This window comes from Lentzea albida (assembly GCF_900111005.1).
Lineage (GTDB): Bacteria > Actinomycetota > Actinomycetes > Mycobacteriales > Pseudonocardiaceae > Lentzea > Lentzea albida.
Genome location: NZ_FOFV01000018.1, coordinates 116,219 through 142,827, shown reverse-complemented (window position 1 = coordinate 142,827; position 26,609 = coordinate 116,219). Strand labels below are relative to the sequence as shown.

The window sequence follows — 26,609 nt, the reverse complement described above, 5'->3', positions numbered from 1 at the left end:
GCACGTGAGAGGAGGTCGTCATGTCCCAGCCTTATGTCGTGCGGTACGTCGGCGGTCCCCTCGACGGCAGGGTCGACTCGCTGCCGTCCACGCCGGACGACCCGAAGCAGACGGTCACGTACGTGCACCTGCACGGCGGGCCGAAGATCGTGCACGTCTACGACCTCTCGTACGCGGTCGAGTACGGGTGCGAGTACCGGCTTCGGGCTGTTGAGTCAGAAGATGCCTGATCAGAGGCCTAGCGCCATCCGCGGGTTCGTCAGCTGACAAACGCACTTTTGATCATCGTTCTGACCGGTGTTCCGTGACTGTTCCGTCAGGCGCTGGCGGAGCGTGTCAGCTCACGGCCCGAGGACGGAACAGGCGGGCGTTGATCGCCTTGCGGGCGCGGTCGTGGCTGTCCGGCAGCAGGTGCGCGTACTGGCGCAGCGTGTAGCCCGCATCGTGATGCCCGAGGTACTCCGCTAGCTCCCGCACGTTCACGCCGTCCTGCAGAACGACGCTGGCGTAGTAGTGCCTCAACGCGTGCGTGCCTTCCTTCCGCGTGGTGACGTACTTCGGCTTGCCGTCCGCACCCTTCTCCGGCTTGGGGATCACGCCCGCGGCGACGATCGCTGGCTTCCACACGTACTGCGAATAGTTGCGCGCCTTGAGGTGCCCGCCGTCCTTCCAGCGGAACAGGATCTTGTGAGTGGTCGGCTTGCCGGTCAGCTTCTCCCAGGGAAGGGTGAGCGGTCGTGGCGGGTACTTCCTCATGTGCTCCCGTAGGACCTGCGCGGTGCCTTCAGCCATCGGCACCTCTCGTTCCGAGTCGTTCTTCGGCAAGCCGAAGATGTGGTCTGCACCCAGCTTCTTGATCTGTCGGCGCACATGGATCACGCCGGCCTCGAAGTCGACGTCCTCCTCCGCCAGCCCGAAGAGCTCACCTTCCCGCAAGCCGCATGACGCACCCAGTGTTGGCATGGCTCGCAGGTACTCGGGGTGCGCGTCGATGACCGCGAACACCGTGGCGTCGCCCCAGGCCCTGATCTTGGAACGGCTCTGGTTGTTGACGCTCTGCACGATCTTGTTCAGCGCTGGGTTCTTCTTGATCGAGTCGTCCGCGACCGCGATGTCCAGAACCCCGACGACGACGAGCCGCGCCAACGCCACAGTGGACGCCCCTCGGGTCTCGCCGAGCTTCGTCTGGAAGCCGGAGATGTCAGACGGCCGGATGGCCTTGACGGACCTCTGCCCGAGCACCGGCTTAATGTGCGACTCGTATACGCCCCGGTACTTGATCGCGGTCGACGGATCGACGGAGCGGGACGCGAGGAAGCGTTCAGCGACATCTGAGAACAGTTCCTTCCCTGCCTTCGGGTCGAGGTACTGGCCGCGTTCGACGTCAGTCTCCTGGGCAGCCCAGTGCAAGTCCGCAGGCGTCTTGGTCTTGAACGCCTTTGACCGTTCACGCCCCTCCGGGTCGAGCCATACGGCGAGCCATCTCTTTCCAGTTCCCCATCGGGTGTTGCGGATGCGGCCGTTCTCGCCGCACCAGGGGATCTCCTCGCCGCTCTTGATGGTGCAGACCTTCAGCGCTGGCTTGCCGCATCTGCACATCTCACCCCGGACAGCAGCTCGTTCGGAAATGGCCTTTGACGGCTTCTCTGGCTGCGTCCACAAATCTTTAGTGAATCCCAAAGTCCTACTCCGCCTCGGTGCTTGAATTACTTGCGCGGTCAAGTTCGACCCGAAGGTGGACGAGCAGAGAAACCACGGAGCGGCTTGACATGGCCGTCAACTCCGGGCAATCGAACCTTCGTTGGTACTCCTCAATGTCGTGAAGGACTTGGTCATCCGGCAGCGCGAACTCCCACTTGTCCTCGCGTGTCTCGCTTGAGTCATCTCCGAATGTCTTGAGAAGCGACTCGTGGCCCTGGCGTAGAATTTCTGAGCTGCTCAAGACATGTCGACAAAAAGCCAGCCCTACCTGACCTCCAGGTGAAAGGTCTGCGAACGTGTTGACCTGTTCGCGATCGATCAGATCCATTAGGCTGGCTGCGAAGGAAGCGACCCTCTCGAGCCAGGCTTCGTATGCCTCGATAGCGTCCATGGCCACCTGTGTGGCGTACGAAGACACCCGGTCCATGGTCCACAAAACTTCGTGACCAGTCGCCAATAGAGACTCGGCCATGGTCTCCATGTCGACTTCGAAGAACCGCGCGATCACGTGCGCCTCATTCAGTCGCACGGGCCTCTCGCCACTCTCGATCCTCTGGATCGTCTGCTGGTAGTACGGCAGGCCTTCCGCCTTCAGCGCTCTCGCCAGGTCGGTCTGTGTCATCGAGCGCGCCTCCCGCAGGCGCTGCATGTTCGCGACGAAGCGCGCCTCCCAGGGGTAGGCGGGTCCTGTTGGCTGCCGTTGGCTAGTCACGGCAGGAGCGTAATCAGTTTGTGGATGCCACTGCAACACCACGCTTGCGTTGGCGTGCTGGGGCGTGTTAGAAACGCCTCACACACAGTTTGTCCGTCAAGCGTCAACACCTTGTGGATGACGCCAACAGGGTGATGAGGGCGAGTCGCTCCACCCGTGACGTCTGGACTGAGAAGGAGACGAACTACATGACGAAGTCCAACGAGGCACTGAAGAAGGTGCTCTACGTCGATGACGTGCATGCCTGGACAGGCATCGAGAAGGCGACGCTCAGGTGGATGAGATCGGTTGGTCGGGGCCCCAAGTCGTTCAAGGTTGGCCGACGAATCGCGTACCTGGAAGAGGACGTCGCGGCTTACCTGCGCGAGGCGTACGAGAAGGACAACCCGGCTGCCTGATCCTGCGGAGGACGTCATGACCGCAGGTCACACCCCAGAAACAAGACGACCCGCTCCACGGCTGCCACCGGGAACGGGTCTGACGAACGAATGGATGGGTCCATGTTCGACGACGAACACCGTACCGCGACTCCGGCGGTCCCCGCAGGGGAACTGACGCCGGGCTTCTTGGAGGCCGTCTTGGCCCCGGACACCCAGACCCCCGCGCCCTGCGCCCACTCCTGGTGTGAGCTGGGCGAGGTGCACGACTACACGAGTCACGCGATGCGTCCGGGTGACGGCCTCGAGCGCTTTCACGAGCGGACCCTCAAGGGCGACTCGCCGCTGTCGGTCTCGCTGTACGCCCTGGAGCACTTGGGCGACGAGGGCGTAACGCTGGAGGGGCCGAAGCTGAGCATCGAAGACCCCGACGGCCGTGGCTTCACGGCCGACGAGGCGCGCGGCCTCGCCGCTGCCCTGCTCGTGGCGGCTGCCCAGCTCGACGAGATCGGGGGCGAGTGATGACGCTGCCCATCGAGATCGAGAACCGCCCGTGTCCGGACTTCTGCGCGGAGCCGGGGCACAAGTACATCCCGGACAAGGGCTGCGAGTGGAGCCTCACGCGCTTGCACTCGGTGGCGTTCACTCGCCCCGCTGGGTCGGAGCCGATGGTGACGCTGACCGCGATGGACGAGTACTGCATCGGCGAGTTGCGTCGTCCGGGTTCGCCGGACGAGGACGTCGTCGGCACGTTGGCGATCGAGGCCGACGAGCGGTTCTTCCTCGACGGCTGCTCGCCGGACGAGGCGCGAGAGGCCGCGGCGAAGGCGATGCGCCTGGCTGCTGAACTCCTCGCTGCCGCCGCTCGCCTTGAAGAGATCAAGGACGGTGGGCGATGAGGAAGCAGACCGGTCAGGCCCGCCTCACAGTGGGCCTGCTGGCGGATCTCGTGGCCGTGCTGCGTAAGCACGGCTACCGGCTGCCCGCGGATAAGGACGGCGCGCTCCGCGCTATGGGCGCGACCGTGGCGAACGTGATCCGCCTGGCTACCGCGTTCGAGGGACAGCCGTATTCCGAGCTGCCTGAGCGCAACGAGTTCTGGCGGATGGGTCTGTGTGGTGCCCGCATCGCGAACGGGGGCAAGAAGTGACCGAGATCAACCTCTTCACGTCCAACATGGGTCTCGAGCCGGAGCACTTCGGTCTCACTCGCGATGGCACGGGCTTCGTCCTCGCCTTGCCGTTCGCACGGGCACTCGGCAAGCGGGACGCACACGACGCCCTTCGACTGCTCGACGCTGACGAGTGGTGCCCGCACATTGTGCGGGCAGACGGGACCGCAGTTCGAGAGAACGTGATCCTGGAGGACGGGATCTGGGAGCTCATCTTCGTCAGCCGGACACCGACCGCCAAGGCCATCAAGGCGCGGGTGAAGGCGATCTTGCGGCAGCTGCGTGAGACCGGTGTAGTGGACATGCGACCGGATCTGTCGGATCCGCTGCTCGAGTTGCAGAGGGCGAGCGAGAGCCTGTCGCGCTCGGTCGCCCTGGCGCTCGCCGAGCGGAAGCGCGCCGAGTCCGCAGAGTCGAACGTCCGCGCACTGACTCCAGCTGCGAACGCGTGGGCGGCGTTCCTCGACGCCGGCCGATCCATGGAAGTGGGCGCGGCGGCGAAGTGCCTTGCAGCGCACGGCGTGGACACCGGCCGCACCCGTCTGTACTCGCTGCTGCGGGAGTGGCGCTGGGTGTTCCAGCGCTCCCGTGAGCCGATGGGCTCCGCCGTGGAGAGGGGCTACGTGCGCCTCGCCTTGGACAAGCCGCACACCAACCCGAAGACCGGTGAGGAAGAGGACGGGTCCGCCCGGACGCGCATCACCGGCAAGGGGCTTGAGCGCCTCGCCGACCACTTCGGCGTCCGCCTCGACCTCGACATCGTCAACCAGTACCTCGAACAGCAGGAGCGTGCGGCGTGACCGACACCCTGGACTACGACGTCCCCAGCAAGCGCTCATACGGCGAGGTGCTCGCCTCTTACTGCGCTGACCACCCGCTGCTGGGGGAGTACGACGCGATCGTCAAGGAGCACAACTCTCACGACGTCCCGATCACCGAGGAACTCCGCGGGGGAGTCGACAACCGCACGGCGGCCAAGATGGCGTTGCAGCGGCTGGGTATGCCCTGCGACGAGCTGAGCGTGGAGATGGCCGACGCGTGGGTGCACCGGATGTACCAGGAGGTCGGCAGCCTGGCCGCACCGGCGGTGCCGACCATCTCCTCTGAACTGATCGGCTACTTCCTGTCGGATTGCGGCGTGGTGCCCACCGTCGAGGGCTGGGAGATGTTCAGCGCGGAGGAGCGCCGGGAGATCGCGGCCACCATCGGCGACCGGATGCCTAGTGACGTGTGGACTGACGTCCTGGTGCTCGTGATGCCGGTGCTGCTGCAGCACGTGATCGACGAAGACCGACGCGCCCGCAACCCCCTGTCGGTGGTTCGCGCCGAGGAGACCGGAGGCGACCGTGGCTGACATCAAGGTGCGGGTGGCCGAGGTCGCCCCGGAGGACCCGCGATACGCGGCCGTGCTCGACGAGTTCGCCGCGGTGTTCGGGATGCGTGCCGAGGAGGTGTTCCCGTCCTCGTGGTGGGGCGTGTCCGAGCTGGACGGTGAGGTGTTCCTCTCTGTCGGCGAGGTGGCGCTGATGGGCTTGGCGCAGCTGTCCGAGAACCCGGATGCGGTGAAGCTGATCGACGAGGTGATCGAGGACGGGCCGCGCCCGCTCCGGCCCCTGCTGTACCGCACGCTGCTGACGGGCGGTGCCTGATGGGTACCCGATTTGACGAGGACTTCGAGACCGCCTTGCACATGATGGAGGAGCTTGACGGACGCCCGTTCATGCTCGCCGTCATCGACCTGCTGAACGACATCCACAGGGAACACAAGCCGGACGAGGGTGGCGTGAAGTGTGCCGCCCGTGGCTGCGAGTGCTGGTCCGATCCGGACTTCTCCGCTGATTGGCCGTGCGGCACGTGGATGAACGCCCAGCGGATCGCGGTCGCGTGGCTGCTCGAGCGAGCCCAGGGCGTCGACAAGACACCCGAGGAGCGGCAGCGCGAAGGGGCCCGGGAGCGGAAGCGCCGGCAGCGCGAACGCGAAGGCCAGGGATCCGTTGCGCCGCAGGTAGTCGACTCGTGCCCCGAGGAGACGGACGGGGGGCTACCCCAGGGACTCGCAGAAGCGTCGCAGGTGCGATCGCAGCCGGAGTCCCCAAGGAATGGCAAACGCGATGGCAACCGCATAGCAAGTGCTGTAGCACCTGCTAAAGCAAGTGCTACAGCAAGTGCTTCGCCCGACCTCTGGACCCCCGAGCCGTGAGTGACTTCACCATCAGGCAGGCGCCCGCTCCGGCGGACAAGTTCAGGATCGTCTCGAACGACTTCCTGCGCGGGCGCCTGCCCGTCCCACTGAAGGCTCTGGAGCGTGTGCTCTTGGGCTACTTCATCTCGCTGCCTGACGGGTGGCGGATGAACCGGCGTCAGCTGGATGAGTCCGTGGTGGAGGGACGCGACGCGGTGACTAAGGCCTTGGCTGGACTGGAGGCCAAGGGTTATCTGTCGCGCAGCAAGGTCCGCGGTCGTCACGGTGCCTGGTCGTGGTCGTGGAGCGTGACAGCGGACCCGATTGCGCAGCCGCTGAAGCGTGACAGGTCACGTGACGGGCAGCGTGACAACGGGCGTGACGCTGCTCCACCATCCCCTGAAAGTCAGTCGATGGACGCGACCAGCGGAAACAGTGCATCACCGCAGGTCGCACCATCAACTGAAACTCCGTCGACGGAAAGTCAGTCGATAAAAGAAGAAGACGGGGGTGAGAAGACTGATCTGAAGACGGGTTTTCAAGGCGGCACTCCCGTGGGGGCCCACGCTGACGCGCAGGCCGATCCGAGAACCCCAATCCACGGCCAGCACCTCGTAGGCCTGGACCCGAAGGCCTTGACGCAGAAGTTGACCGCGATCTGGTGTGCGGTCGTCAGGGAGCACAACGGCTCACTGCCCATCCAGGACGGCGGAGGCTGGGACGTGGACGGCACGCCGCTCGAACGCGGCAGACACCCCATCGGCGGAAGCATCAAGGCGTGGTGCGAGCAGTGGCGTAACCCCACCGTCGAGGCGCTCGATGCAGTACTTACCCAGATCCGAGGCGACGCCCGCCTGTGGGCGGAACGGCACCCCGAGCGAGGCCGGGAGGCAGCAGCGTGACCGATGAGCCGAAGCCCAAGCCGAAGCCCAAGGCGCCGCGACCGGGGGTGAACCCGTTCGGTGGTGGCTACAGCCAACCCCCTGCCAGCCGCAGGCCCAAGCGTCCCCAGAACGCCAAGGAGCGTGCTGCCCGGCAGTTGAACGCCCCGGCCGAGGACATCGCCAGGATGGACGACGACGACCTGCAGGGCATCACGCCCCGCGACGCGGCCAGGCTCCTCGGAGAGGAGAGCTACGCCGACAAGCGCGACAAGAAGCGTCTCCGCACCCGCTGGCGATTCGAGCAGTTGCGCCGCTTTCGCACCGACGAGGGCCGCAGGCGGCTGGTGGCTCTGCTCGAACGGTCCTTGACCGGAGACGAGCTGGAGATCTCTGAGGAGATCGAGGAGGCCATCGGGAACCTTCTCGCCATCGATCGCGAGAAGAAGCCCGACGTGCCGCAGTTGATCGGTATCGACGACCGCAGCGATACCGCGAAGGCGTACGCCCGGTACAGGAACGAGGGGAGTGGACGTTGACCGAACCACGTTGTGTGAGGGCGGACCGGTGCGCCGATGCCGCCACGGTTGACGGCGTCCGTGTCGGGGCTGCGGTGAACACGTCCGCCGGCCTGTGTCTCGCCGACGAGCGGCACGTCCGGCAGGCCATCACGCGCCTTCCCGAGGACTACGTCCGGCTACACCTCCACATTGGTCGAGCTACCTCGGGCACCGCGGAGTTCGCCACGGGCACGAAGGAGTTGCCGGTGCCGCTCCGACTGGACGTGGAGGGCTTGCAGCGGGAGATCGTGGAGGAGGCCGTGCGCTGGTCTGAGCCTGTCGCCGAGGCCTGCGGCGTGCCGTGGGATACCCAGCATGCCCGCGACTCCCGACCGGGGCCGCTGCTGACCCAGGCGTGCACGCTGCTCGCCGACCGACTGCCGGTGCTGCTGGCCCTGCGGGATGTACCGCAACTCGTCTGGGACGTCGACCACCAGCGGACGGTCCTCGAGCGTGACGGCGTGGACGGTGCCCTGCGGCTACTCGACCTCCACCACCGTGCGGGGCGAGTGCTCGCTGTCGACCGGAAGATCTACCGACTGCCGGAACCGTGTCCCGCATGTGGCGTGTCGGCTGTCGAGCACGCGGATGGGGCGGACATCGTCGATTGCCGAGACTGCGGCGTGCGGTTCGTCTGGGATGACTTCCGGCGTCGGACCGATCCGCTGGCCCGGCTGGAGGAGGCGTCGTGATCGGTGACCTGCTCTGACCAGGTCTACTTGCATCTGCTCGAACGTCCGTCATGCTGTTGTCGAAGCGTAGAGGCGGGCGAGAGGGCAAGTGCCAATGAGCGGCGAGAAGCGTTGGAATGACACACCTTTGCAGATCGCCCGTGCGGTTGCCCGCTCGTACCGCAACGAGCTACTCGCAGTCGCCCCGGATCGCTGTGCCGCGCTCGACAGTGCGGCGAAGGAACTTGGGCACCAGTGGGTCATCCCGCCGCTCGTGACGACGGACGCCCCACGGCTCCGCCTGAGCGAGATCGCGGAGGCTTTAGGGCAGAAGACAGGCACGGTGTGGGCGTGGGCGAACAGGGGCGTCATCCCGCGTGGTGATGATGGCCTGTTCGACCTCGCCGAGGTTCAGCGTGCGCTGGCAGAACGCCCGGCACGCCGCAAAGCGGCCTGATCTCTCTGCTTGTCCTCTTCGCTCTCGGGGAGCTCGCCGCGAAGCACGCGGATCCGGCGTTCCAACTCGTCCAGTGACGGCCCGCCGGGCACCCACGCGGCCTCTGCGGACTCACGCGGGGTGCGGGTAGCGATCAAGTGCCTGATGTGGGCCAGCACCGTCCCTGCTGCTCGGATCGCTTCCTCGCGGGTGGTCATGCGCCCACCCCCGCGGTCCTCAGGAAGCGCTCCAGCTCGTGATCGGGAATGCGGATCAACTTGCCGATCCGCACGTGCCCGATCTCGCCCTTGGCGACCAGGGCGTACACCTGCTCATCGGAGACACCGAGGGTCGCCGCGACCTCGACTACGCTCAGGCCACGCCTGCGTGATCCGTCGAGGGTGAGGCGGACGAGCTCCGTGAAGCCGGCATAGGCCTGTTCGCGCTGCTCGTCGGAGGAAAGGTCGCCCAGAATCGAGGCGGTGATCGCTTCGGGGCGAGGGTCTCGTTTGCACAGCTCGGTGACGATACCGAGCAGGTTGATGGCCATGACCCCACAGCGTTGCGCTTCGCACTCGAGCCGCGCTAGGGGCGAGTTGCTTGCTGATCTAGTGGAACGTAGACTGAAAGCCGGTAGCAGAGCTGTGTCCAGAGCCCCGACGATCCACTGAGGTCGATCGGGGCTCTTTGGCGTACAGCAACTACCCTCACACCTCTAGTTAGAGTGAGCTACCGGGTCCAGGGAGGCACGGTGGCCGATTACTCGATCTGGCCCGCCTCCGATGGCCCACTCGTATCGTTCGACGACGGCATTCCACTCAACGTCGGCACGGAGTTCCTCGTCTCCACCACAGCGTGGGTCACGCACCTGCGTTGGTGGCGCGGAACCATCGACGTCAGTCCGGACAACCTGCGCCTGTACCGTGTCGACTCCTCGAGCACGGGCACGGTGCTCGCAGAGGTCATCGCCCCGGCGGCGTCCGGCACGGGCTGGCAGGTCTCCGCGATCACACCGGTCCAGATCGCCGCGGGCATCCGCTACAAGACCGTCGTGCACGTGCCCGGGCACTACACAGCCACGGGCGGCTACTGGAACGGCGGCCCTGGCGCAGGCGGCGTGGTCAACGGCATCCTGACCGCCCCCAATACCGCGAACGCGAACGGCGGGGGTCAGGGCACGTTCAAGACCGGCCCGCCTGCCTTCCCGGACGGGAGCTTCAACGGCGGCAACTACTGGGCCGACGTCGTAGTGACTGATGTCGACCCCAACGACGAGCTCCCCGAACCGGATCCGCCGGACGAGGTGTTCACGGCAGGCCGTATCGCCTCTGGCTGGGCTGCTAGCGGGCTCAACAGCGGATGGACGCCTGGAGACACCCGGACTGGCTGGACGGCCGGAGAACTGATCTGAGGGAGCCCGACATGCCGGACAGGTACGTCGCCCGCGACTCCGCCGAACTCGTCGGGGTGCGCGTCACCGCCACCACGGTCGCCGGCACAGCCGTCAACCCCACCGGCTACACGGTCACGGTCGCCGTCGTTCCTGAATCCACGGTCACGCCGACCTCGGGCGACTACAAGGTGGCGACGTGGCAGACAGGCGCACGAGGCACCTTCGCCGTCCTGCTCGTCGGCCCAGGCTCATCGGTTGGCACCCTCGCCCCCGGCAACTACAAGCTGTGGGCGAAGGTCAGCGCCTCACCAGAGACTCCGGTCGTCAAGTCCCCGGACCGCCTGGTCATCTACTGACAGAGGTCCCTTTGGTCGCGGGGGACGCTAAGCGCGGCTAGGACGGCAACCTGGGCATCCGGCCGGTGTTCGAACAGCCACCCAGGTCCCGTAGCTCAACAAGGCTCGCAAGAGTGCGATGGAGCACCCGTCATGACGCCGGGAGGTATGCGGGTTCGAACCCCGCCGGGACCACCAAACACGTCACGCGACAGGAGCGTGACACATGTCCTGTGACGTCACGCTCACCGTGCCCTGCATGGACTGCGGCCTCCCCGCCATCAGCGTCCGCTGCAAGACCTGCTGCGCCCGACTCCGAAGCGGACGCCCGTGGGAACGCCTCAAGCACACCGTGTTCGCCGAGGAATCCCACTGCTGGATCTGCGGCACGTGGGTCAACCAAGACCTCCCGCAGGAACACGCCAAGTCCCGCACGGTCGACCACGTCCAAGCCCTGCGTGATGGCGGCCCACCACTCGACCGCAACAACTGCCGGCTGGCACACCGCGGCTGCAACACGGCCCGCACCAACCAGGCCCGCGGCAACAGGACCCACACGACGCTCAGCGTCGACATCAGCACCATCTGAGAGGGCACCGCCATGCCAGCACCACGCGGACACCTACAGCTCACGGCCAAGAGCGTGATCCTGGACGGCCAGGACATCAGCCACCTGGTCACAAGGGCAACGGTCCACCTCGATCCCAGCCCCGCGAAGACACGGGCAGAGCTGACGCTCGTCGCCCTGGAGACCGGATGGGAAGGCGACACCCAGCTGTACCTCGCGCCCGATGTGGCCGAACTGCTGCAGCGCTTCGGGTGGACACCACCTGCCGACGAGCCACCTCCGCCTCCCCTCGCCGCTGCCTGAGGCTCAAGCGATGACGAGGCACACGAGTGAACGCAACTGCAAGCCTCTGACCTGCGCAAACGCAGTGATCACCTATGACCGAGTCGCAAGCCTCTGACCTGCGGTTTTCTTTTAGGGCAGGGGCCCTGACGCACCTCGCGCCAACGCTTCCTGTATCTCCCCCCGAGGCTGCCCCGGGGGGTCGAGCAGGTGGAGGGGAGGGCTGATGGCTGAGCGCAAGCTCCGCAGCGTCCCGTCTAGGGCTCGCAAGAAGGCTCCCGACCTGAGGGACGCGGTCGCCGACGCGATCGGCGGCATGGCCTGGCTCAAGCCGTCAGACGAGGCCATCAAGGCGCTGGCACTGAAGTACGCCGACGAGATCGAGCAGGCAGTGGACAGGGCGGAGGAGTTCGCCGCGCTGCGCCGTGAGCTGATCGAGGACCCCTCCGCCTACAAGCGTCTCCAGAAGCTCGAAGCGGACTGCAACGCCACGAAGACGATCGGCTGGTTGGGCCAGCAGCTGCAAGGGGTCTTGCGTGACCTCGGCGGCACCCCGGTTGCCCGGAAGGCGATGAAGGCCGAAGAGCCGATCGGGGGCAGCCTTGCTCGCATCCGCGCAGCTGCCGCCGCAGCATCCACTGCTGGGGAAGACGACTCCTAGGCTCTTCACCCCTCCGCTCGTCACCGGTCCTCCCGGTCCGTGCGGGTGTGGATGCGCGTTGACGCCGGCTACCTCCAAGGGCTTCCTGGCTACGGAGTTCGCTACGGAGACGCTGGGCATCCCGCCGTTGCCGTGGCAGCGCTGGCTGTTCATCCACGCGCTCGAACTGTTGCCGGACGGCCGGTTCCGCTTCCGCACCGTGTTGGTGATGGTCGCGAGACAGAACGGCAAGACGAAGATCGTCGAAATCAAGAACCTGTTCAAGATGTTCGTGCTCGGTGTGCCCTTGGTGCTCACCACGGCGCAGGATCTCGACACCGCAGAGGAGACCTGGGCGTCGGCGAAGGACATCATCGAGGCCCACGAGGAACTGGCTCCGGAGCTTGAGGACGTCGTCCTCGTCAACGGCAAGAAGACACTGAAGCTCACCAGCGGATCCCGCTGGAAGGTTCGTGCGGCTTCACGGCGCGGTGGTCGTGGCCTCTCCGGTGACGATGTCGGCCTGGACGAGCTCCGGGAACACCTGAACTGGGACTCGTGGGCCGCGGTCACGAAGACGACGACCGCCCGGCCACACGCGCAGATCTGGGCGTACTCGAACGCCGGCGACAACCGCTCCGTGGTGCTGAACGACCTCCAGGCAAAGGGCCGTGCGGCTGCCCTGAACCCGCAGATCGCCAGTCCTGGCACAGGGATGTTCGAGTGGTCTGCACCAGACGACATCCGCTGTGACTGCGAGCGGAAGCCTGGCGAGCTCCACGGTCCGGACTGCCGGATGCGTGACCCTGAGGCATGGGCGCAGGCGAACCCGGCCCTCGGGTACACGATCAGCGTCGAGACGCTGCAAGGGTTCTTGGACTCCGACCCCGACGAGACGTTCCTGACCGAGCACCTCTGTGTTCGGGTGCCTGACCTTGGCGGTAGGGCGATCGACGTGGGCCAGTGGGCGAAGCTGCTTGACCAGGACTCACACCGTGCCGGTGATGTGGCGCTGGCGGTGGACATCTCGCCGAAGCGCGACTACGCGGCGATCGGTGTGTACGGCCCGCGGGCTGACGGCCTCGGGCACACGCAGCTTGCCGACTACCGGCCCGGCACCGGGTGGATGGTCGAGCGCCTCGCGGAACTGAAGCGGGAGTTGAACCCGATCGCGATCGCGATGGCGACCGGCACCTACAAGTCGATGAAGCCTGAACTGACCGCTGCTGGCATGACGGTTCCGGAGGACCCGAACAAGCCTGAACGCGGTGACCTGATCGTGCTGTCAGCGGCGGACATGTCGGCAGCATGCGGCCAACTTCTCGACGCGGTGCGCGACGGCACCCTCCGACACAAAGGACAGCCACCGCTGGACGCCTCGGTGTCTGGCGCGAAGACCCGGGAGTCCGGCGACACGGTGGCCTGGGCGCGCAAGAACGCAGAGGCGGACACCTGCCCGCTCGTGGTGATCACGGAAGCCCAATGGGCGTACAAGACCCGCGCACCGCTGCTGGTCGAAGAGGAATACGACGTGATGGACAGCATCGGGTGAGGAGGGCCGCATGTCCCTGGAAAGGGTGACGACCGTTCTCGACCTGGCGGGGCTGGTGCTGCTGGCGTTCGGGATCGGCGCCGCACTGTTCCCCCTTGTCGGCCTGGCTTGTGTCACGGCGTCTGCTGTCGTGTTGCTGGCTGGTTCGCGGGTGATCGTCTGGGTCTCGAAGGGTGCTGTGCGCCCGAAGTGGCTGGGGCAGCTTGGCGAGTGGGTTGCGACGCGGTTGCGTCGACTGCGTGGAGGTGAGGGCACGTGAGCCTGTTCTCTCGCAACCTGCCCATGCCCGATGCGTCGCAGCTGGTTGCGGACCGAACCGCGACGCGCACCAGCGGTGTCGCGGTGAACGACGAGATGGCGCGCAGGCACAGCGCCGTGTGGGCGTGCCGCCGGTTGCGCGCCGACCTGCTGTCGACGATGCCCGTGGACGCCTACCGCAAGATGGGTGATCTGCAGGTAGAGGTGGCCAAGCCTCCGGTGCTCCTCGCACCTGGCGGGGCGAAGGTCAAGATGCACGAGTGGCTGTGGATGTCGCAGAACGACTTGGACGGCCACGGCAACGCGGTGGGCATCATCACCGCCTTTGACGGCCTCGGGTTTCCGGCCCGCATTGAGCTGCAGGACCTGAGCACGGTGTCCGTGAAGGGCACCGGCAGCGAGATCACTGGTTGGACGATCGGCGGCAAGAAGTACGAGCCGTACCAGATTTGGCATGAGCGGCAGTACCCGCACTCCGGCAACCCGCTGGGCATGTCGCCGTTGCAGTACGCGGCCTTCTCGATCCAGCAGTACCTGTCCGCACAGCAGTTCAGCTTGGACTGGTTCCAGGGCGGAGCGATCCCCGCGGCGTCGCTGAAGAACACGGCGAAGACGCTGAACCCCAGGGAATCGGACGCGATCAAGCAGAAGTACAGGGCGACTGTCGCGGCCGGTGACGTGTTCGTGCACGGCTCGGACTGGGAGCTCAACGCCCTGTCTGCGGACACTGCGGACGAGTCGTTCCTGTCGATGCTGCAGTACGGCATCACTGACATCGCACGGTTCTTCGGTTGCCCGGCGGACCTGATCGAAGCCGCGGTCTCCGGCCAGGCCATCACCTACGCCAATATCAGTCAGCGCAACCTGCAGTTCATCATCATGAACTTGGGCCCGGTGGTGTTCCGCCGCGAGATGGCGCTGAGTGACCTGCTGCCGAAGCCGCGGTTCGTGAAGCTCAACAGTGACGCGATCTTGCGGATGGACCCGGAGACGCGGGCGAAGGTGCTGGGCCAGCAGGTCAAGGATCGCTTGCTCGCCCCGTCCGAAGCGCGTGCGATCGACAACCGCCTTCCGTTCACCGAAGAGCAACTCGCCGAGTTCGATCGGTTCTGGCCGACGCGAACCCAGCCCACTACCGCGTCAGGAGCGACGTCGTGACCGATGCACCTTGGCTCGCTGGCCTGTCGCGCCGCGACATGTACCCAGCAGCCGCACAGGAACGCCAGTCCAAGAACCCGGTGCAGGGCATGGGTGGCTACCGTGCGCCGGCCGACCGTCCTCGTCAGCGGCGCAACGCGGAGGACTCGACCGCTCCGGCGCGAGTGACCTCCCGCGTGCGCGGCCTGGACGTGCGAGCGTCCGACGACACAAGCGGCCTACTCACCTACGAGGGCTGGGCGTCGGTCACCGACGCGTCCTACGAGATGTGGGACATGTTCGGCCCGTACGTCGAGAAGGTCAGCCCCGGTGCGTTCGCCACCACCCTGGCCCGTGCGGACCTGGACGTGCCGCTCGTGTTGCAGCACCAGGACCTTCGCCGAATCGCCCGCACCACCAACGGCTCGCTGACGCTGGCCGAGGACGAGACCGGCTTGCACGTGCTCGCACCGAAGCTCGACCCGCAGGACCGCGACGTCGACTACATCGTGCCGAAGCTCCGCAGTGGACTGATCGACGAGATGTCGTTCAAGTTCTCCATCACACGTGGCTCCTGGTCTCCGGACTGGATGGAGTACCACATCGAAGAGGTCGACATTCACCGCGGCGACGTGGCGATCGTCGGCTACGGAGCGAACCCGCACACCACGGGTTCCGGGCTGCGTGCCACCGCAGACCCGCTCGACCTGGTCCGCCAGTTCGACGACGACCAGGCCCGTGTGGCGTTCGAGACGCTCCGCGCCCGCCTGGCCCCTACCGCTTCGCGGTCGCTCATCACCGATGAGGACACGCGACTGCGCGTCATCTGACGCGCAACCCCCTGCTACTTCGCGCACACAACGTTCGCGCCGCGCCATGCGCCTGGCCTGAGCGTCGCTGCCTGCTGTCCGCAGGGCCATCACCCAACCCGATTCCCCGCCCAGCGTGGGAGAGAGGAGCGATCATGACGATCGCCCAGCTCATGGCGCAGATTCGGGGCCAGATGGCCACGAAGCTGACGGAGCGCAACAAGAAGGCGACGGAGCTCAACGAGCTTCGTGCACAGGACGCCCCCGACGAGGCGAAGGTGACCGAGCTGCGTGCCGCGAAGGACGCGCTCGACGGCGAGCTTGACGCCATGCAGGAGCGCGTCAAGAGCCTCGAAGAGGAGCAGGCCCGCGACGACGCTGCGGACCGCCTCCAGCGTGAGGTCGCCCCTGGTGCCGCTCGTCCGCCGGCCTACGACCAGGTGGCGCGTGTCGGTGCGGAGGCTCGCACCTACCGTCCCGACCAGGACCGCAACGGCAAGAAGTTCCTGTGGGACGTCACCCGCGCTCACGCCAACGGCGACTACGAGGCGCGGGAGCGGCTCGACCGCCACATGGCGGAGGAGCGTGTGGAGCGCGCCCAGTACTTGCAGCGCGCCACCGGCACGGGCAACTTCACCGGCCTCACGGTTCCCCAGTACCTGACGGACATGTACGCGCCGGCCACCGCAGCGGTTCGGCCGTTCGCGGACGAGGCTTGCACCCCGCACGAGCTGCCCGAGTCGGGCATGACGGTGGAGATCTCCCGGATCACCACCGCCTCCTCGGTGGCGCTGCAGGCCAACCAGAACGACGCGGCGTCCGAGACCAACATGGACGACACCCCGCTGTCGATCCCGGTCCAGACCGCTGCTGGTCAGCAGACGATCTCCCGGCAGGCGATCGACCGCGGTACTGGCATCGACGACGTCACGCTGCAGGACCTGTTCAAGCGGTACGCCACCACGCTGGACTCGACCCTGATCACGCAGGCGACGACCGGTCTGTCCGCGATCGCTCAGGCGGTGGCCTACACCGACGCGTCGCCGACTGCGGCCGAGCTGTACCCGAAGATCCTCAACGCGAACGCGAACGTGGAGGCGGCGCTCCTGGCGCAGGCCATGCCGACCCACGTCACGATGCACTCGCGTCGGTGGAACTGGCTGCAGTCGCAGGTGTCGTCCACGTGGCCGTTCATCTCGCAGCCGTCCATCCCGACCCAGGCCGGTGGCGTCAACACCGGTGCTGGCTACGGCAAGGGCGTCCGCGGTGTTCTCCCCAACGGCATGCTGGTGATCGTTGACAACAACATCGCCACGAACCTCGGTGCGGGCACCAACGAGGACGAGATCTACGTGACCCCCAAGGACGAGTGCCACCTGTGGGAGGACCCGAACGCCCCGCTGTACATCCGGGCGGAGCAGGTCAAGGCCGCGAACCTCGGCGTCCTGCTCGTGGTCTACGGCTACTTCGCCTACACGTTCGGTCGCTACACCAACGGCATGGGCAAGGTCGGCGGCACCGGCCTGGTCGCGCCGACGTTCTGATCCATTCCTGACTGGAGGGGAGCCGTTGGCGGACGGCTCCCCTTCTCTTTACCGCCAAGGAGAACGCCATGCAGGACGACAAGACCGCTGAGGCGTCGGCGACCGAAGACCCCTTCGTGGCTGCGCTGTTGCGTGAGCGAGAAGGCTACGTCGCCCGCGGCCTGGACGAACGGGTGTCGCAGGTGGACGAGCAGCTCAAGCTTCGCAACTTCAACCCGCGCAACGCGCCGAAGAACACCAAGGCGCAGCCCAAGCAGCAGACCCGATGACGAAGACCCACGAAGGAGGTACGGCGATGGCGGACATGCTGCGCGCCAAGGAGACGTTCACCTTCGAGGGTGTCGAGTACACCGCGGGGCAGCTCGTCGCGGCCGATGAGCACGTGGCACAGGACGGTCGAGGCCGGCTGTTCGAGCCGGTCGAGCCGCCGAAGCGTCGCCGCAAGGAGTCATGATGGCGGCGGACTACGCGACGCTGATCCAGCTGAAGAATCGGCCACGCATCACTGACACCGACGATGATGATCTGCTGAACCGGGCGTTGGCGGCGGCGTCACGTGGCATCGACAACCGGTGTGGCCGCAGGTTCGACCTGGACGCCAGCGCTACGGCGAAGATGTTCAACCCGCGTGACCGGGTGGTGCGCCACGACGACGGGGACCTGTTCCTGTTGCCGGACATCGGCTCCGCCACAGGGCTCGTCGTCGAGGTGGGCAGGGACTCGTCATGGACGACGATCAGCGCCTCGAACTACGAGACGTACCCGGACAACGCGTTGGCGGACAGTTGGCCGATTGAGGGCCTGTTGTTGCTGAACTGGCCGATCTCCAGTGCGCGCACCCGCCTGCGTGTCACCGCACGCTGGGGCTGGCCGACCGTGCCGGACGCGATCGTCGAGGCGACGTTGATCCAGGCGTCGCGGTTGTTCGCACGCAAGGACTCCCCCGAGGGCGTCATGGGCTCTGCCGACTGGGGAGGGATCCGGGTGTCTCGCGTGGATCCGGACGTCGAGGCCCTCATTCAGCCCTACGCCAAACCAGGCTTTGCCTAGAACAGGAGGGCCAGGTGGACGTAGAGGCTGTGTTTGTCGGCCTGCGAGACAACGCGAACACGATCCCTGAACTGCGGTGCTTCGAGTACGTGCCGGACAGCATCGCCCCACCGTGCTTCTTTCCCGTCGAGGTCGAGATCGAGTTCGACCGGGCGTTCGGGCGTGGCATGGACGAACTCACCGTGCGGTGCCAGGTGCTGGTGGCCCACGGATCCGACCGCTCCGGGCAGCGGCTACTCAAGGGCTACCTGGCAGGAGACGGCCCGCTGTCCCTGAAGGCAGCCCTTCATTCAGACCCCACCCTCGGCGGGGCGTGCGACGACCTGAGGGTGAGGCGTGTGGCCGGATACCGGCTCTATGTGCACAACGGCGTGACCTTCTACGGCGCTGAGCTCGACATCCACATCATCGGAGAGGGGGATTGAACCGTGGGCAAGTTCATCTTGCAGGATGTCCGCCTCTTCACTGGTGGCGCTGACCTGACGGGCGTGAGCAACAAGCTCGAGGTCGCGGCCGAGGTCGAGGAGAAGGACACCACGAACTTCGGTTCGGCTGGTTGGTCGGAAATGATCGGGGGCCTCGCGTCCACGAAGATCTCCGGCGAAGGGCAGTGGGAAGCCGCTGACGCGTCCAAGGTGGACAACGCCCAGTGGTCGGGTCTCGGTGGAGTCGGCCCGTGGACGGCGTGCCCGAACGGGTCCAACGTCAACGACGTGGCGTGGCTGACGAACGCACTCACCGCCAACTACCAGCTCGGCGGCAGCGTCGGTGACGTCGCCCCCTGGACGGCGGAAGCGTCCTCCTCGTGGGCGATGCCACGCGGCAGGGTCGGCCACCCACCCGGAACGGCACGCACCGCCACCGGCAACGGCACGGCCGTGCAGCTGCCGGCAGTTGCCGCCGGCCAGTACCTGTACGCCTCGCTTCACGTGCTGTCGGTCTCCGGCACCTCCTCACCCACCCTGACGGTGACGATCGGCTCTGATGACAGCGCCGGATTCGCCTCGCCGGTCACGCGGATCACCTTCAACGCGGCGACTGCCCGCGGCGGCCAGATCATGCGAGCCGTGGGCCCGATCACCGACACCTGGTACCGGGCGAGCTGGACCATCTCCGGCACCACGCCCAGCTTCCTGTTCCTCGTCGCCTTCGGCGTGAAGTAACCCAACCCCTTCCGACAACCCGGCTCCGCCTTGGAGTGCGGGCTCTTCGGCGTGTCTGAAAAGGAGGGCCCCGTGCCCAAGATGGTTCTGACGGCGTCCTACCTGTCGCTCAACGGTGTGGACCGCTCGTCGTCTACGAGCAAGATCGAGCTGGCGACCGAGGTTGAGGAGAAGGACGTGACCACGTTCGCCTCCCTCGGCTGGGTCGAGCTCCTCGGTGGACTCAAGTCCGGTTCCCTGTCGTGCGGCTTCAAGCAGGACGTCGCCGACTCCGCGTTGGACGACACCATGTGGGCGCTGTTCGGCACGGTCGTCCCGTTCGAGGTGCGACTGTCCAACGCCGCGGTGTCCGCGAACAACCCGAAGTACACGGGCAGCGTGCTCATCAAGGAGTGGAAGCCCATCGGCGGCAGCGTCGGTGACGTGGCCGAGGTCGAGGTGGAGTTCCCGACCAGCGGCGCAGTCACCCGCGCTGAGGCGTGATGGAGTTCAGCGTGGACCAGGAAGCCCTGAGGCTTCTGGCCCGCGCGATGCGTGAAGAGTCGGACGGCAAGCAGCTAAGGAAAGACCTCGCAGGGGATCTGCGCGAGGCCCTTGGCCCAGCACGTACAGCAGTCCGGGCCTCGATCATGGGCATGTCCTCTGCCGGCATGTCCACGGGTCCGTCTCTTCGCAAGTCCGTCGCCCAGAAGGTGGCGATTCAAGTCCGCATGTCGGGCAAGGCGACCGGTGCGACTCTGCGCACCCGCAAGACGCCCAACATCCGCGGATTCGACAACGCACCGAAGCGCCTCAACCGGCGCAGGGGGTGGCGTCACCCGTTGTGGGGCGACGTCGAGCGGTGGGTGTCGCAGCTCGGCAAGCCGAACTGGTTCGACGACCCGATCAGACGTGGTCGTGCGGCCTACCGAGACGCGGTGCTGGCGGCGATGGAGAAGACCGCGAAGCGAATCAAATCGAGAGTGGGGTAGCTGTGATCGTCACGTACACGCCTGACGGCGGAGACAGGCAGGAATGGGAGTGGAACCCGGACAAGGTCCGCGCTGTCGAGGGTGAGCTGATCGAGAAGCGGTTCGGCGACACCTACGACAAGTTCAAGGTCGCGGTGCAGTCCGGGTCCATCAAGGCACGGCGAGTGCTGTTGTGGCACCTGCTCAAGCGTGCGCACCCGACCCTCCGCCATGAGGACTTGGACTTCGAGGCCTCTGAACTCAAGGTCGAGATGACCCGCGGTGAGCTGGAACTGATGAAGAGCCGCGTCGCGAAGGCCAAGGGCATGGACGAGGCCACCCGGGAGCAGATGCTCGGCGCGCTCGACTCCGAGATCGAGGAAGCGCCCGCCGGTGACACCGAGGGAAAAGCGCTCTCGAAGCCAAGTTCGGACGCTACTGGCTTGCCATCGCCGAGCTGACCGGCCTGGGGCCACGCCAGCAGGAGAACGAGCTGACAGTCCTCGAGTTCGAACAGGCCTGCGCCTACATCGACGAGGCCCGCAAGCGCAACAAGTGAGGGGAGGCCGTCATGGCGTCGGATACCTCTCTGATCTTCAACCTGCTGGCCAAGGACAAGACAGGCAGTGGCTTCGACTCGATGGTGGCGGGCGCAGCCGCCGCAGGTATCGGCATCGGCGCGGCGCTGACCGCGTCGGTGGCCGGCGCGCTGGACCAAGAGAAGGTGACCGCGAAGCTCTCCGCTCAGCTGGGCGGAGGGCCGTGGGCTGCCGAGGCCGGTGGCGTCGCGGCCTCGCTGTACAAGGACGCGCTCGGGTCCAGCCTCGCGGACACCTCCAACGCGGTGCAGGCGGTGGCGTCCTCGATCAAGGGGCTCAGCTCCGCCAGTGACCTCGAAGACGTCACGGCGAAGGCCATCAACTTCGCCACGGCGTTCGACGAGGACGTCTCGATGTCGGTGGCCAATGCGAGCACGTTGATCGGTTCCGGCCTGGCGAAGGACGCGACTCACGCCTTCGACCTGATGACCGCGGCTTCACAGAAGGTGCCCGCGGCTCTTCGGGCTGACGTGAGCGAGGCTGCTCACGAGTACAGCCAGTTCTTCCACACCCTCGGCTTCTCTGGCGAGCAGGCTTTCGGCCTGCTGGTGAACGCCTCCGCAAAGGGCAAGTACGGCATCGACAAGACCGGTGACGCGATCAAGGAGTTCACGCTACGCGCCACCGACATGAGCACCAAGAGCCAGGAGGCGTACAAGGTCCTCGGACTGAACGCGGGCGAGATGGCGAACGCCATCCTGGCCGGCGGCGACAAGGCTCAGGGTGCCTACCAGAAGGTCGTGCAGGGGCTGACGTCCATCAAGGACCCTGCGACTCAGGCCAACACGGCGATCGCGCTGTTCGGTACCCCGCTGGAGGACCTGAACGTCGGCGAGATCCCCGCGTTCCTGGCGAACATGGCCAACGTGGGCAGCGGCCTCGGCGACGTGAGTGGCAGCGTCAGCAGGCTAGGCGAGACGTTGAACAACAACGCCTCCACCAACATCCAGTCGTTCATGAACCAGGTCCAGATGGCCTTCGTGGAGATCGTCGGCGGCAAGGTTCTCCCGATCGTCAGCGACGTCGCATCCTTCCTGGCCTCGAACTTTGGCCCGGCACTGTCGGCGGCCGGTGACATCCTGACCGGCAAGGTCATCCCTGCGGTGACCTCGTTCGCTCAGTGGCTCAACGAGAACCGCGTTCCCATCACGATCGTCGCAGGCCTGATCGCGGGTCTGTTCATCCCGCACCTCATCGCCCTTGGCGTCACCCAGACCGTCACCGCGGCCAAGTCCGTCGCGGCCTGGGCGGTGTCGAACGCCTCCGCCATCGCGGCAGCGGTCGTCCACTCAGGACAGATTCTGATGATGATCGGCAAGTGGGTGCTCCTCGGCACCCAGAGCCTTCTTCAGGCTGGCCGCATGGCGCTGGCCTGGGTCATCGCGATGGGCCCGGTCGGCTGGGTCATCGCCGCCGTGATCGGCCTGGTGACGCTGATCGTCGTCTACTGGGACGAGATCGTCGCAGCGACGAAGGCGGCCTGGCAGTGGGTGTCTGACGCCGTGTCGGCAGCGATCGACTGGGTGGTCTCGTTCGTGCGCGACAACTGGCAGCTGTTGATCAGCATCGTTCTAGGGCCGCTCGGGATCATCATCGCGCTCGTGGTCACGTACTGGGACCAGATCGTCGCCGCCGTCCGCGCTGGGGTCAACTGGGTGCTGGACGCCGTAGCGTGGCTGGGCTCGCTGCCCGGCCGTGCCGCCGCGTGGTTCGGTGGCCTGGTCTCCGCTGCCGGAGCGAAGATCGGCGAGCTGGTCGAAAAGGCCCGCAGCATCCCAGGCATGATCCTTTCGGCGCTCGGCAACCTGGGCTCGATGCTCTACGAATCCGGAGCCTCGCTGCTGCGCGGGCTGGTGAACGGATTCATGTCGATGGTGCAGACCGTCAAGAACAAGGTCTCGGGCGCGCTGCAGGAAGTGCGCAACCTGTTCCCCTTCAGCCCAGCCAAGGAGGGCCCGTTCTCCGGTAAGGGCTGGGTGACCTACTCCGGGCAGTCCATCGCATCGGCTCTCGGTGAGGGCATCACGTCCCGTGCCGAAGTCGCCGTGTCGGCAGCCCGCCAGTTGGCGAGCTCCACACGCGAAGGTCTCCAAGGCGAGATGGGAACGGTGGGCCCGGCACCGCTGGCGCCTGTGGGTGCTGGTGGCGGCGGAGGACAGGTCGTGCTGCGCATCGAATCCAGCGGCTCCCGCATGGACGACTTCCTGGTGGAGCTTCTGCGGAAGTACGTCCGGGTGAATGGCGGCGACGTGCAGACGGTATTGGGGAGGTGACGGCCCGATGACCGCACTGGGTGTGACGAGTGAGATCTACCTGGATGGGCTGGGCTGGGTCGACAACACCGACGATGTCAAGCTGGCCACGAAGGTCACGATCACCGGTGGCCGGTCCAACGAGGGCGGGCAGGTCGCACCGTCGAACTGCTCGCTGACGCTGGTCGACCCGGACGGCCGCTACGTCCTGGACAACCCGCTGGGCCAGTACTACGGGCTGATCGGACGCAACACCCCGCAGCGGGTCGCCGTGCTGCTTGTGCGCGACACGTTCAGCCGCACCGTGGCGGCCGGTATGGGCAACACCGACAGTGGTCAGACGTGGGTGCTGACGGGCTCCGGCGGGACGGTGGCCAATGCCAACTGGGCCGTGGGCGGTGGCGTGTGCACGATGTCGCAGCCGACCGTGTCCGGGAACCGGCAGGCCGTGTTGAAGACCTCGACGCTCATCCGCGACGTCGATGTCCAGTGCGACGTGACCCTGCCGGTGTCCAATGTGCTCGGCGGTGACCTCGAGCCAGGCAACCTCATCGTGCGTCAGAACCCGGTCACCGATGAGCACTATCTGTGTCGGGTGGTGGTCACCGCCGCCGAGCAGGTCACGGTGACCTGGCGGCACTCCAGCGCCGGCCAACTCGCCACCCCGGTCACCGTCGCAGGCCTGACGCACAGCGGGCAGACGCTGCGCGTGCGTGCGCAAGCCGAGGGCAACACGCTGCGCGCCAAGGTGTGGGCGGCGGCGAGCCCGGAGCCCTACGACTGGACGATCACCGTGCACGACGAACGGATCGTCACCGCCGGCGCGGTGGGTGTCCGCAACGGCGTGGCGTCGGCGAACACCAACCCATTGCCGATCGTGTTCACGATCGACAACTTCCTGATGAGGTCGATGCGATTCGCTGGCGAGATCTCGGCGTGGTCGCCACGATGGGACCTGTCAGGCAACGACGCCACGGTGGAAGTCGACGCCTCGGGTCTACTACGGCGCCTGGGACAGGGGCAGCCACAGCTGAAGTCCCCGCTGTATCGAGGCATCACCACCGCGGCGCGGTCGTCACTGCAGGCGTACTGGCCGTGCGAGGACAGCAACGGGTCAACGTCAATCGCCTCAGCACTGGGCGGCCCGTCGATGGTCGTCTACGGCTCACCGCGCTTCGCCACCAATGACGACTTCGTGTGCTCGCAGCCGTTGCCGGAGATGAACGGCAGCGCCTGGTTCGGCGACGTGCCCGCCTACGAGGGCACCGGCGTGGTGCAGTTGCGTTTCCTGATGCGCGTTCCGGCCTCTGGTTCGGTCGATGACCGGATCATCGCCCGCATGGGCATCGGGGGCACCGCGTCGCTATGGGAGCTCGTCTACATGACCGGCGGTGGGCTGAAGCTCAAGGCCTACAACCCGAGCGGGACGCCGATCCTCGACACCGGCACGGTCGGGTTCAACGTCAACGGCAAGCTGTTGCGGGTCAGCGTCGAGCTCGACCAGAACGGTGCCGACGTCGATTGGCGGATGTCGGTGCTGGAGGTCGGGTCCACGGTGGGCGGGTTCACCAGCGGCACGCTCGCAGGCGTCCTGGTTGACCGATGCCTTCAGGTGCAGATCTGCCCGCAGCAGGCGATGACCGACGTGGTGATCGGCCACGTGTCGCTGGAGAGCGAGCTCACGAGCCTGTTCACGCTTGATGACGAGCTCGCTGCGCACACTGGCGAGACCGCTGGTCGTCGTGCGATCCGACTGGCTGCCGAGGAGGCGCAGCCGTTGTCCTATGTGGGCAACCCGGACAACACCCAGCGCATGGGACCGCAGGGCATCGGTACATTCCTCGGGCTGCTGCAAAGCTGCGCGAAGGCCGAACGAGGCACGCTGGGCGAGGCACGCGGGCACAACGAGCTCGTGTTCCGTTCGCGCGCCTCGCTCTACAACGCCGCGGCGGTGGCGACGCTGAACCTGTCGGCTGGCCAGGTGAGCAACGCGCCGGAGCAGGCCCCGGACGACCAGCTCACCGTGAACGACTTCGTGGCCAAGCGCGCCGGCGGCTCGTCGTACCGGGTGATCCGCGAGACCGGGCCGATGAGCGTGCTGCCGCCGCAACAGGGTGGTATCGGCCGCTACGACAGCAGCGACGAGTTCGACGTCGAGCACGACGCGCAGCTGCCGCAGCTCGCCGGCGCGGCGGTCAACGAGGGCACCCAGCGCCGGGGCCGCTACCCGCGGATCTCGGTCAGGCTCCACCACCCCACCATCGCCTCGAGCTACCAGCTGCACGGCTCGCTGCTGTCGGTGGGACTGGACGACCGCGTGGTGATGGTCAACAACACCCGCATCCACGTCTACGACGACATCGAGCAGATCACCCGCGGCTGGACCGAGTCGATCGGGCACGTCGTGGGAGACGTCGAGCACGACATCACGTTCAACTGCTCGCCTGCTGCGCCGTACAACGTGGTGAAGCTCGACGACACCGTCCTTGGCAAGCTTGATTCGTCGTCGTCCACCCTGGACCGCGCACTGGGTGCGGGTGTGACGTCAGCGTGGGTGGTGTCGCAGCGGGAGAAGTGGACGACTGCCCCGGCGCAGATGCCAATCCCTCTGGCTATCGGGGGCGAGCGGGTCACCGCCACGGCGATCGGCAGCGCGACACCTGCGCTTGTCTCGGTCGGCACGGCGGCGCATGCCGACAATGCGCCCGTGACGCCCGGCCTGCCGGCCGGTCTCGCCGCCGGCCAGTTGCTGCTGTTGTTCGCCGCTGGTCGCGCCTCAGGCAGCCTGGAGCCCAACATCCCAGCGGGCTACTCGCTTCTGCTCGACGCCTCCAACATGCGGCTGATGGGCAAGTACGCCGAGGCGGGGGAGGTCGCGCCACAGGTGACGTTCACTGCGAGCGTCGCGGGGTCGACGTGCTCGGCGCAGCTGGCCGCGTTCACCAACACCAGCCTGCAGATCGCGGTACCCGGCGTCACCCAGCTCAACGGCTCGGCGCAGAACATCGCTTACCCGGCTGCTCAGGTGGCGATGCCGTCCGTGGCCACGCTCATGATTGTGCTGGGCTGGAAGCAGGACGATTGGACCAGCGTCGCCACAATCGGCGGCTACACCGAGCTCGGCGAGCCATTCAGCACGCTCGGCAACGACCAGGGCATCGTCTGGGACTTCCTCGTCGTCGACCCCGACCGACCGATCACCAACCCTGCCGGGTCGTTCGTCGTCACTGGCGGCGCGGCGGCGATCAGCCGGGGCGCGGTGATCGGCTTGCGCACCGTGCAGCAATTCACGCTGACCCGCAGCGTCAACGGGTTCACCAAGGCACACGCGGCCGGCACTGAGGTGCACACGCACCCCGGCGCCGTCATCGCCCTGTAGGGGAGGA

The 26,609-nt window shown here is 66.5% G+C and carries 36 protein-coding genes and 1 tRNA gene; 34 read left to right on the top strand and 3 right to left on the bottom strand.

From position 1 onward, the window contains the following. Positions 1-20 precede the first annotated feature (20 nt). Positions 21-230, top strand: coding sequence for a hypothetical protein (locus tag BMY74_RS34960; protein ID WP_089923128.1), 210 nt, complete (start codon positions 21-23; stop codon positions 228-230). 106 nt (positions 231-336) lie between these two features. On the opposite strand, the gene BMY74_RS34955 is transcribed toward BMY74_RS34960, so the two are convergent. Both BMY74_RS34955 and BMY74_RS34950 read right to left on the bottom strand, forming a co-directional pair. After that, on the bottom strand, positions 337-1,680 hold the full coding sequence (locus BMY74_RS34955) for a tyrosine-type recombinase/integrase (protein ID WP_143091826.1): 1,344 nt from the start codon (positions 1,678-1,680) through the stop codon (positions 337-339). Between the two features lie 4 nt (positions 1,681-1,684). Further along, positions 1,685-2,413, bottom strand: coding sequence for a helix-turn-helix transcriptional regulator (locus tag BMY74_RS34950; RefSeq protein WP_143091825.1), 729 nt, complete (start codon positions 2,411-2,413; stop codon positions 1,685-1,687). Between the two features lie 188 nt (positions 2,414-2,601). Here BMY74_RS34950 and BMY74_RS34945 point away from each other — a divergent pair, with 188 nt between their 5' ends. The 12 genes from BMY74_RS34945 (at position 2,602) to BMY74_RS34890 (ending at position 8,712) form a co-directional block, all read left to right on the top strand. Beyond that, entirely contained in the window at positions 2,602-2,811 is a 210-nt protein-coding gene (locus tag BMY74_RS34945; RefSeq protein WP_218159846.1) for a helix-turn-helix transcriptional regulator, read from the top strand. Positions 2,812-2,913: 102 nt separating this feature from the next. Then, complete coding sequence (locus BMY74_RS34940; RefSeq protein WP_143091824.1) at positions 2,914-3,312, top strand: hypothetical protein; 399 nt, start codon at positions 2,914-2,916, stop codon at positions 3,310-3,312. Then, positions 3,312-3,689, top strand: coding sequence for a hypothetical protein (locus tag BMY74_RS34935; RefSeq protein ID WP_089923119.1), 378 nt, complete (start codon positions 3,312-3,314; stop codon positions 3,687-3,689). Before BMY74_RS34940 ends, BMY74_RS34935 begins: the two co-directional genes overlap by 1 nt. Then, positions 3,686-3,940, top strand: a complete 255-nt coding sequence (locus tag BMY74_RS34930) for a hypothetical protein (protein ID WP_089923117.1) — start codon at positions 3,686-3,688, stop codon at positions 3,938-3,940. Before BMY74_RS34935 ends, BMY74_RS34930 begins: the two co-directional genes overlap by 4 nt. Continuing rightward, positions 3,937-4,761, top strand: coding sequence for a phage antirepressor KilAC domain-containing protein (locus BMY74_RS34925; protein ID WP_089923116.1), 825 nt, complete (start codon positions 3,937-3,939; stop codon positions 4,759-4,761). Before BMY74_RS34930 ends, BMY74_RS34925 begins: the two co-directional genes overlap by 4 nt. After that, the gene (locus BMY74_RS34920; RefSeq protein WP_089923114.1) at positions 4,758-5,315 is read left to right on the top strand and encodes a hypothetical protein; all 558 of its coding nucleotides are present in this window, start codon (positions 4,758-4,760) and stop codon (positions 5,313-5,315) included. The genes BMY74_RS34925 and BMY74_RS34920 overlap by 4 nt, the downstream gene beginning before the upstream one ends. Next, positions 5,308-5,610, top strand: coding sequence for a hypothetical protein (locus BMY74_RS34915; protein ID WP_089923112.1), 303 nt, complete (start codon positions 5,308-5,310; stop codon positions 5,608-5,610). The genes BMY74_RS34920 and BMY74_RS34915 overlap by 8 nt, the downstream gene beginning before the upstream one ends. Continuing rightward, a complete protein-coding gene (locus tag BMY74_RS34910) occupies positions 5,610-6,161 on the top strand; it encodes a hypothetical protein (RefSeq protein ID WP_089923110.1) in 552 nt (183 codons plus the stop codon). The genes BMY74_RS34915 and BMY74_RS34910 overlap by 1 nt, the downstream gene beginning before the upstream one ends. After that, the gene (locus BMY74_RS44430; RefSeq protein ID WP_143091823.1) at positions 6,158-7,045 is read left to right on the top strand and encodes a hypothetical protein; all 888 of its coding nucleotides are present in this window, start codon (positions 6,158-6,160) and stop codon (positions 7,043-7,045) included. The genes BMY74_RS34910 and BMY74_RS44430 overlap by 4 nt, the downstream gene beginning before the upstream one ends. Then, positions 7,042-7,563: a hypothetical protein gene (locus BMY74_RS34900; protein WP_143091822.1), complete on the top strand. Its 522-nt coding sequence runs from the start codon at positions 7,042-7,044 to the stop codon at positions 7,561-7,563. The genes BMY74_RS44430 and BMY74_RS34900 overlap by 4 nt, the downstream gene beginning before the upstream one ends. Before the next feature lie 74 nt (positions 7,564-7,637). After that, entirely contained in the window at positions 7,638-8,276 is a 639-nt protein-coding gene (locus BMY74_RS34895; protein WP_143091821.1) for a hypothetical protein, read from the top strand. 94 nt (positions 8,277-8,370) lie between these two features. Beyond that, on the top strand, positions 8,371-8,712 hold the full coding sequence (locus tag BMY74_RS34890) for a hypothetical protein (RefSeq protein ID WP_143091820.1): 342 nt from the start codon (positions 8,371-8,373) through the stop codon (positions 8,710-8,712). Between the two features lie 193 nt (positions 8,713-8,905). On the opposite strand, the gene BMY74_RS34885 is transcribed toward BMY74_RS34890, so the two are convergent. After that, positions 8,906-9,241, bottom strand: coding sequence for a helix-turn-helix domain-containing protein (locus BMY74_RS34885; protein WP_089923100.1), 336 nt, complete (start codon positions 9,239-9,241; stop codon positions 8,906-8,908). A 201-nt stretch (positions 9,242-9,442) separates the two neighbouring features. On the opposite strand from BMY74_RS34885, the gene BMY74_RS34880 reads away from it, so the two are divergent. The 21 genes from BMY74_RS34880 to BMY74_RS34790 all read left to right on the top strand — a co-directional run bounded on the left by BMY74_RS34880 (position 9,443) and on the right by BMY74_RS34790 (position 26,602). Continuing rightward, positions 9,443-10,102, top strand: coding sequence for a DUF4082 domain-containing protein (locus BMY74_RS34880; RefSeq protein WP_177230076.1), 660 nt, complete (start codon positions 9,443-9,445; stop codon positions 10,100-10,102). 11 nt (positions 10,103-10,113) lie between these two features. Further along, a complete protein-coding gene (locus BMY74_RS34875; RefSeq protein WP_089923097.1) occupies positions 10,114-10,440 on the top strand; it encodes a hypothetical protein in 327 nt (108 codons plus the stop codon). Between the two features lie 84 nt (positions 10,441-10,524). Next, a tRNA-OTHER gene (locus tag BMY74_RS45420) sits at positions 10,525-10,617 on the top strand. A 28-nt stretch (positions 10,618-10,645) separates the two neighbouring features. After that, a complete protein-coding gene (locus BMY74_RS34870) occupies positions 10,646-11,008 on the top strand; it encodes an HNH endonuclease (protein WP_218159845.1) in 363 nt (120 codons plus the stop codon). Between the two features lie 12 nt (positions 11,009-11,020). Continuing rightward, positions 11,021-11,290 (top strand): hypothetical protein, encoded by a 270-nt coding sequence (locus BMY74_RS34865; RefSeq protein WP_143091819.1) that lies wholly within the window; start codon positions 11,021-11,023, stop codon positions 11,288-11,290. A gap of 205 nt (positions 11,291-11,495) precedes the next feature. After that, a complete protein-coding gene (locus BMY74_RS34860) occupies positions 11,496-11,930 on the top strand; it encodes a terminase small subunit (protein ID WP_218159844.1) in 435 nt (144 codons plus the stop codon). Between the two features lie 127 nt (positions 11,931-12,057). Next, the gene (locus BMY74_RS34855) at positions 12,058-13,461 is read left to right on the top strand and encodes a hypothetical protein (protein ID WP_143091818.1); all 1,404 of its coding nucleotides are present in this window, start codon (positions 12,058-12,060) and stop codon (positions 13,459-13,461) included. A gap of 10 nt (positions 13,462-13,471) precedes the next feature. Further along, positions 13,472-13,720 carry a hypothetical protein gene (locus BMY74_RS34850; protein WP_089923092.1) on the top strand — a complete coding sequence of 83 codons (249 nt, stop codon included), beginning with the start codon at positions 13,472-13,474 and terminating at the stop codon, positions 13,718-13,720. Between the two features lie 83 nt (positions 13,721-13,803). After that, the gene (locus BMY74_RS34845; protein WP_218159843.1) at positions 13,804-14,877 is read left to right on the top strand and encodes a phage portal protein; all 1,074 of its coding nucleotides are present in this window, start codon (positions 13,804-13,806) and stop codon (positions 14,875-14,877) included. Continuing rightward, positions 14,874-15,686: an HK97 family phage prohead protease gene (locus tag BMY74_RS34840; RefSeq protein WP_218159842.1), complete on the top strand. Its 813-nt coding sequence runs from the start codon at positions 14,874-14,876 to the stop codon at positions 15,684-15,686. The genes BMY74_RS34845 and BMY74_RS34840 overlap by 4 nt, the downstream gene beginning before the upstream one ends. A 134-nt stretch (positions 15,687-15,820) precedes the next feature. After that, a complete protein-coding gene (locus tag BMY74_RS34835) occupies positions 15,821-17,209 on the top strand; it encodes a hypothetical protein (protein ID WP_089923090.1) in 1,389 nt (462 codons plus the stop codon). A gap of 68 nt (positions 17,210-17,277) precedes the next feature. Then, positions 17,278-17,478 (top strand): hypothetical protein, encoded by a 201-nt coding sequence (locus BMY74_RS34830; protein WP_089923087.1) that lies wholly within the window; start codon positions 17,278-17,280, stop codon positions 17,476-17,478. Next, positions 17,475-17,663 (top strand): hypothetical protein, encoded by a 189-nt coding sequence (locus BMY74_RS44425; protein ID WP_143091817.1) that lies wholly within the window; start codon positions 17,475-17,477, stop codon positions 17,661-17,663. Before BMY74_RS34830 ends, BMY74_RS44425 begins: the two co-directional genes overlap by 4 nt. Beyond that, the gene (locus BMY74_RS34825) at positions 17,663-18,259 is read left to right on the top strand and encodes a phage head-tail connector protein (RefSeq protein WP_089923085.1); all 597 of its coding nucleotides are present in this window, start codon (positions 17,663-17,665) and stop codon (positions 18,257-18,259) included. Before BMY74_RS44425 ends, BMY74_RS34825 begins: the two co-directional genes overlap by 1 nt. A 14-nt stretch (positions 18,260-18,273) precedes the next feature. Next, positions 18,274-18,684 carry a hypothetical protein gene (locus BMY74_RS34820; protein ID WP_245786524.1) on the top strand — a complete coding sequence of 137 codons (411 nt, stop codon included), beginning with the start codon at positions 18,274-18,276 and terminating at the stop codon, positions 18,682-18,684. 63 nt (positions 18,685-18,747) lie between these two features. Continuing rightward, positions 18,748-19,422: a hypothetical protein gene (locus BMY74_RS34815; RefSeq protein ID WP_245786523.1), complete on the top strand. Its 675-nt coding sequence runs from the start codon at positions 18,748-18,750 to the stop codon at positions 19,420-19,422. An 81-nt stretch (positions 19,423-19,503) separates the two neighbouring features. Then, a complete protein-coding gene (locus BMY74_RS34810) occupies positions 19,504-19,905 on the top strand; it encodes a phage tail tube protein (RefSeq protein WP_245786533.1) in 402 nt (133 codons plus the stop codon). A gap of 11 nt (positions 19,906-19,916) precedes the next feature. Further along, the gene (locus tag BMY74_RS34805; RefSeq protein ID WP_218159841.1) at positions 19,917-20,393 is read left to right on the top strand and encodes a hypothetical protein; all 477 of its coding nucleotides are present in this window, start codon (positions 19,917-19,919) and stop codon (positions 20,391-20,393) included. Between the two features lie 2 nt (positions 20,394-20,395). Next, on the top strand, positions 20,396-20,833 hold the full coding sequence (locus BMY74_RS34800) for a hypothetical protein (protein ID WP_089923078.1): 438 nt from the start codon (positions 20,396-20,398) through the stop codon (positions 20,831-20,833). A 110-nt stretch (positions 20,834-20,943) separates the two neighbouring features. Next, entirely contained in the window at positions 20,944-23,244 is a 2,301-nt protein-coding gene (locus tag BMY74_RS34795; RefSeq protein ID WP_089923076.1) for a phage tail tape measure protein, read from the top strand. A 7-nt stretch (positions 23,245-23,251) separates the two neighbouring features. Beyond that, positions 23,252-26,602, top strand: a complete 3,351-nt coding sequence (locus BMY74_RS34790; RefSeq protein ID WP_089923073.1) for a hypothetical protein — start codon at positions 23,252-23,254, stop codon at positions 26,600-26,602. Positions 26,603-26,609 lie beyond the last annotated feature (7 nt).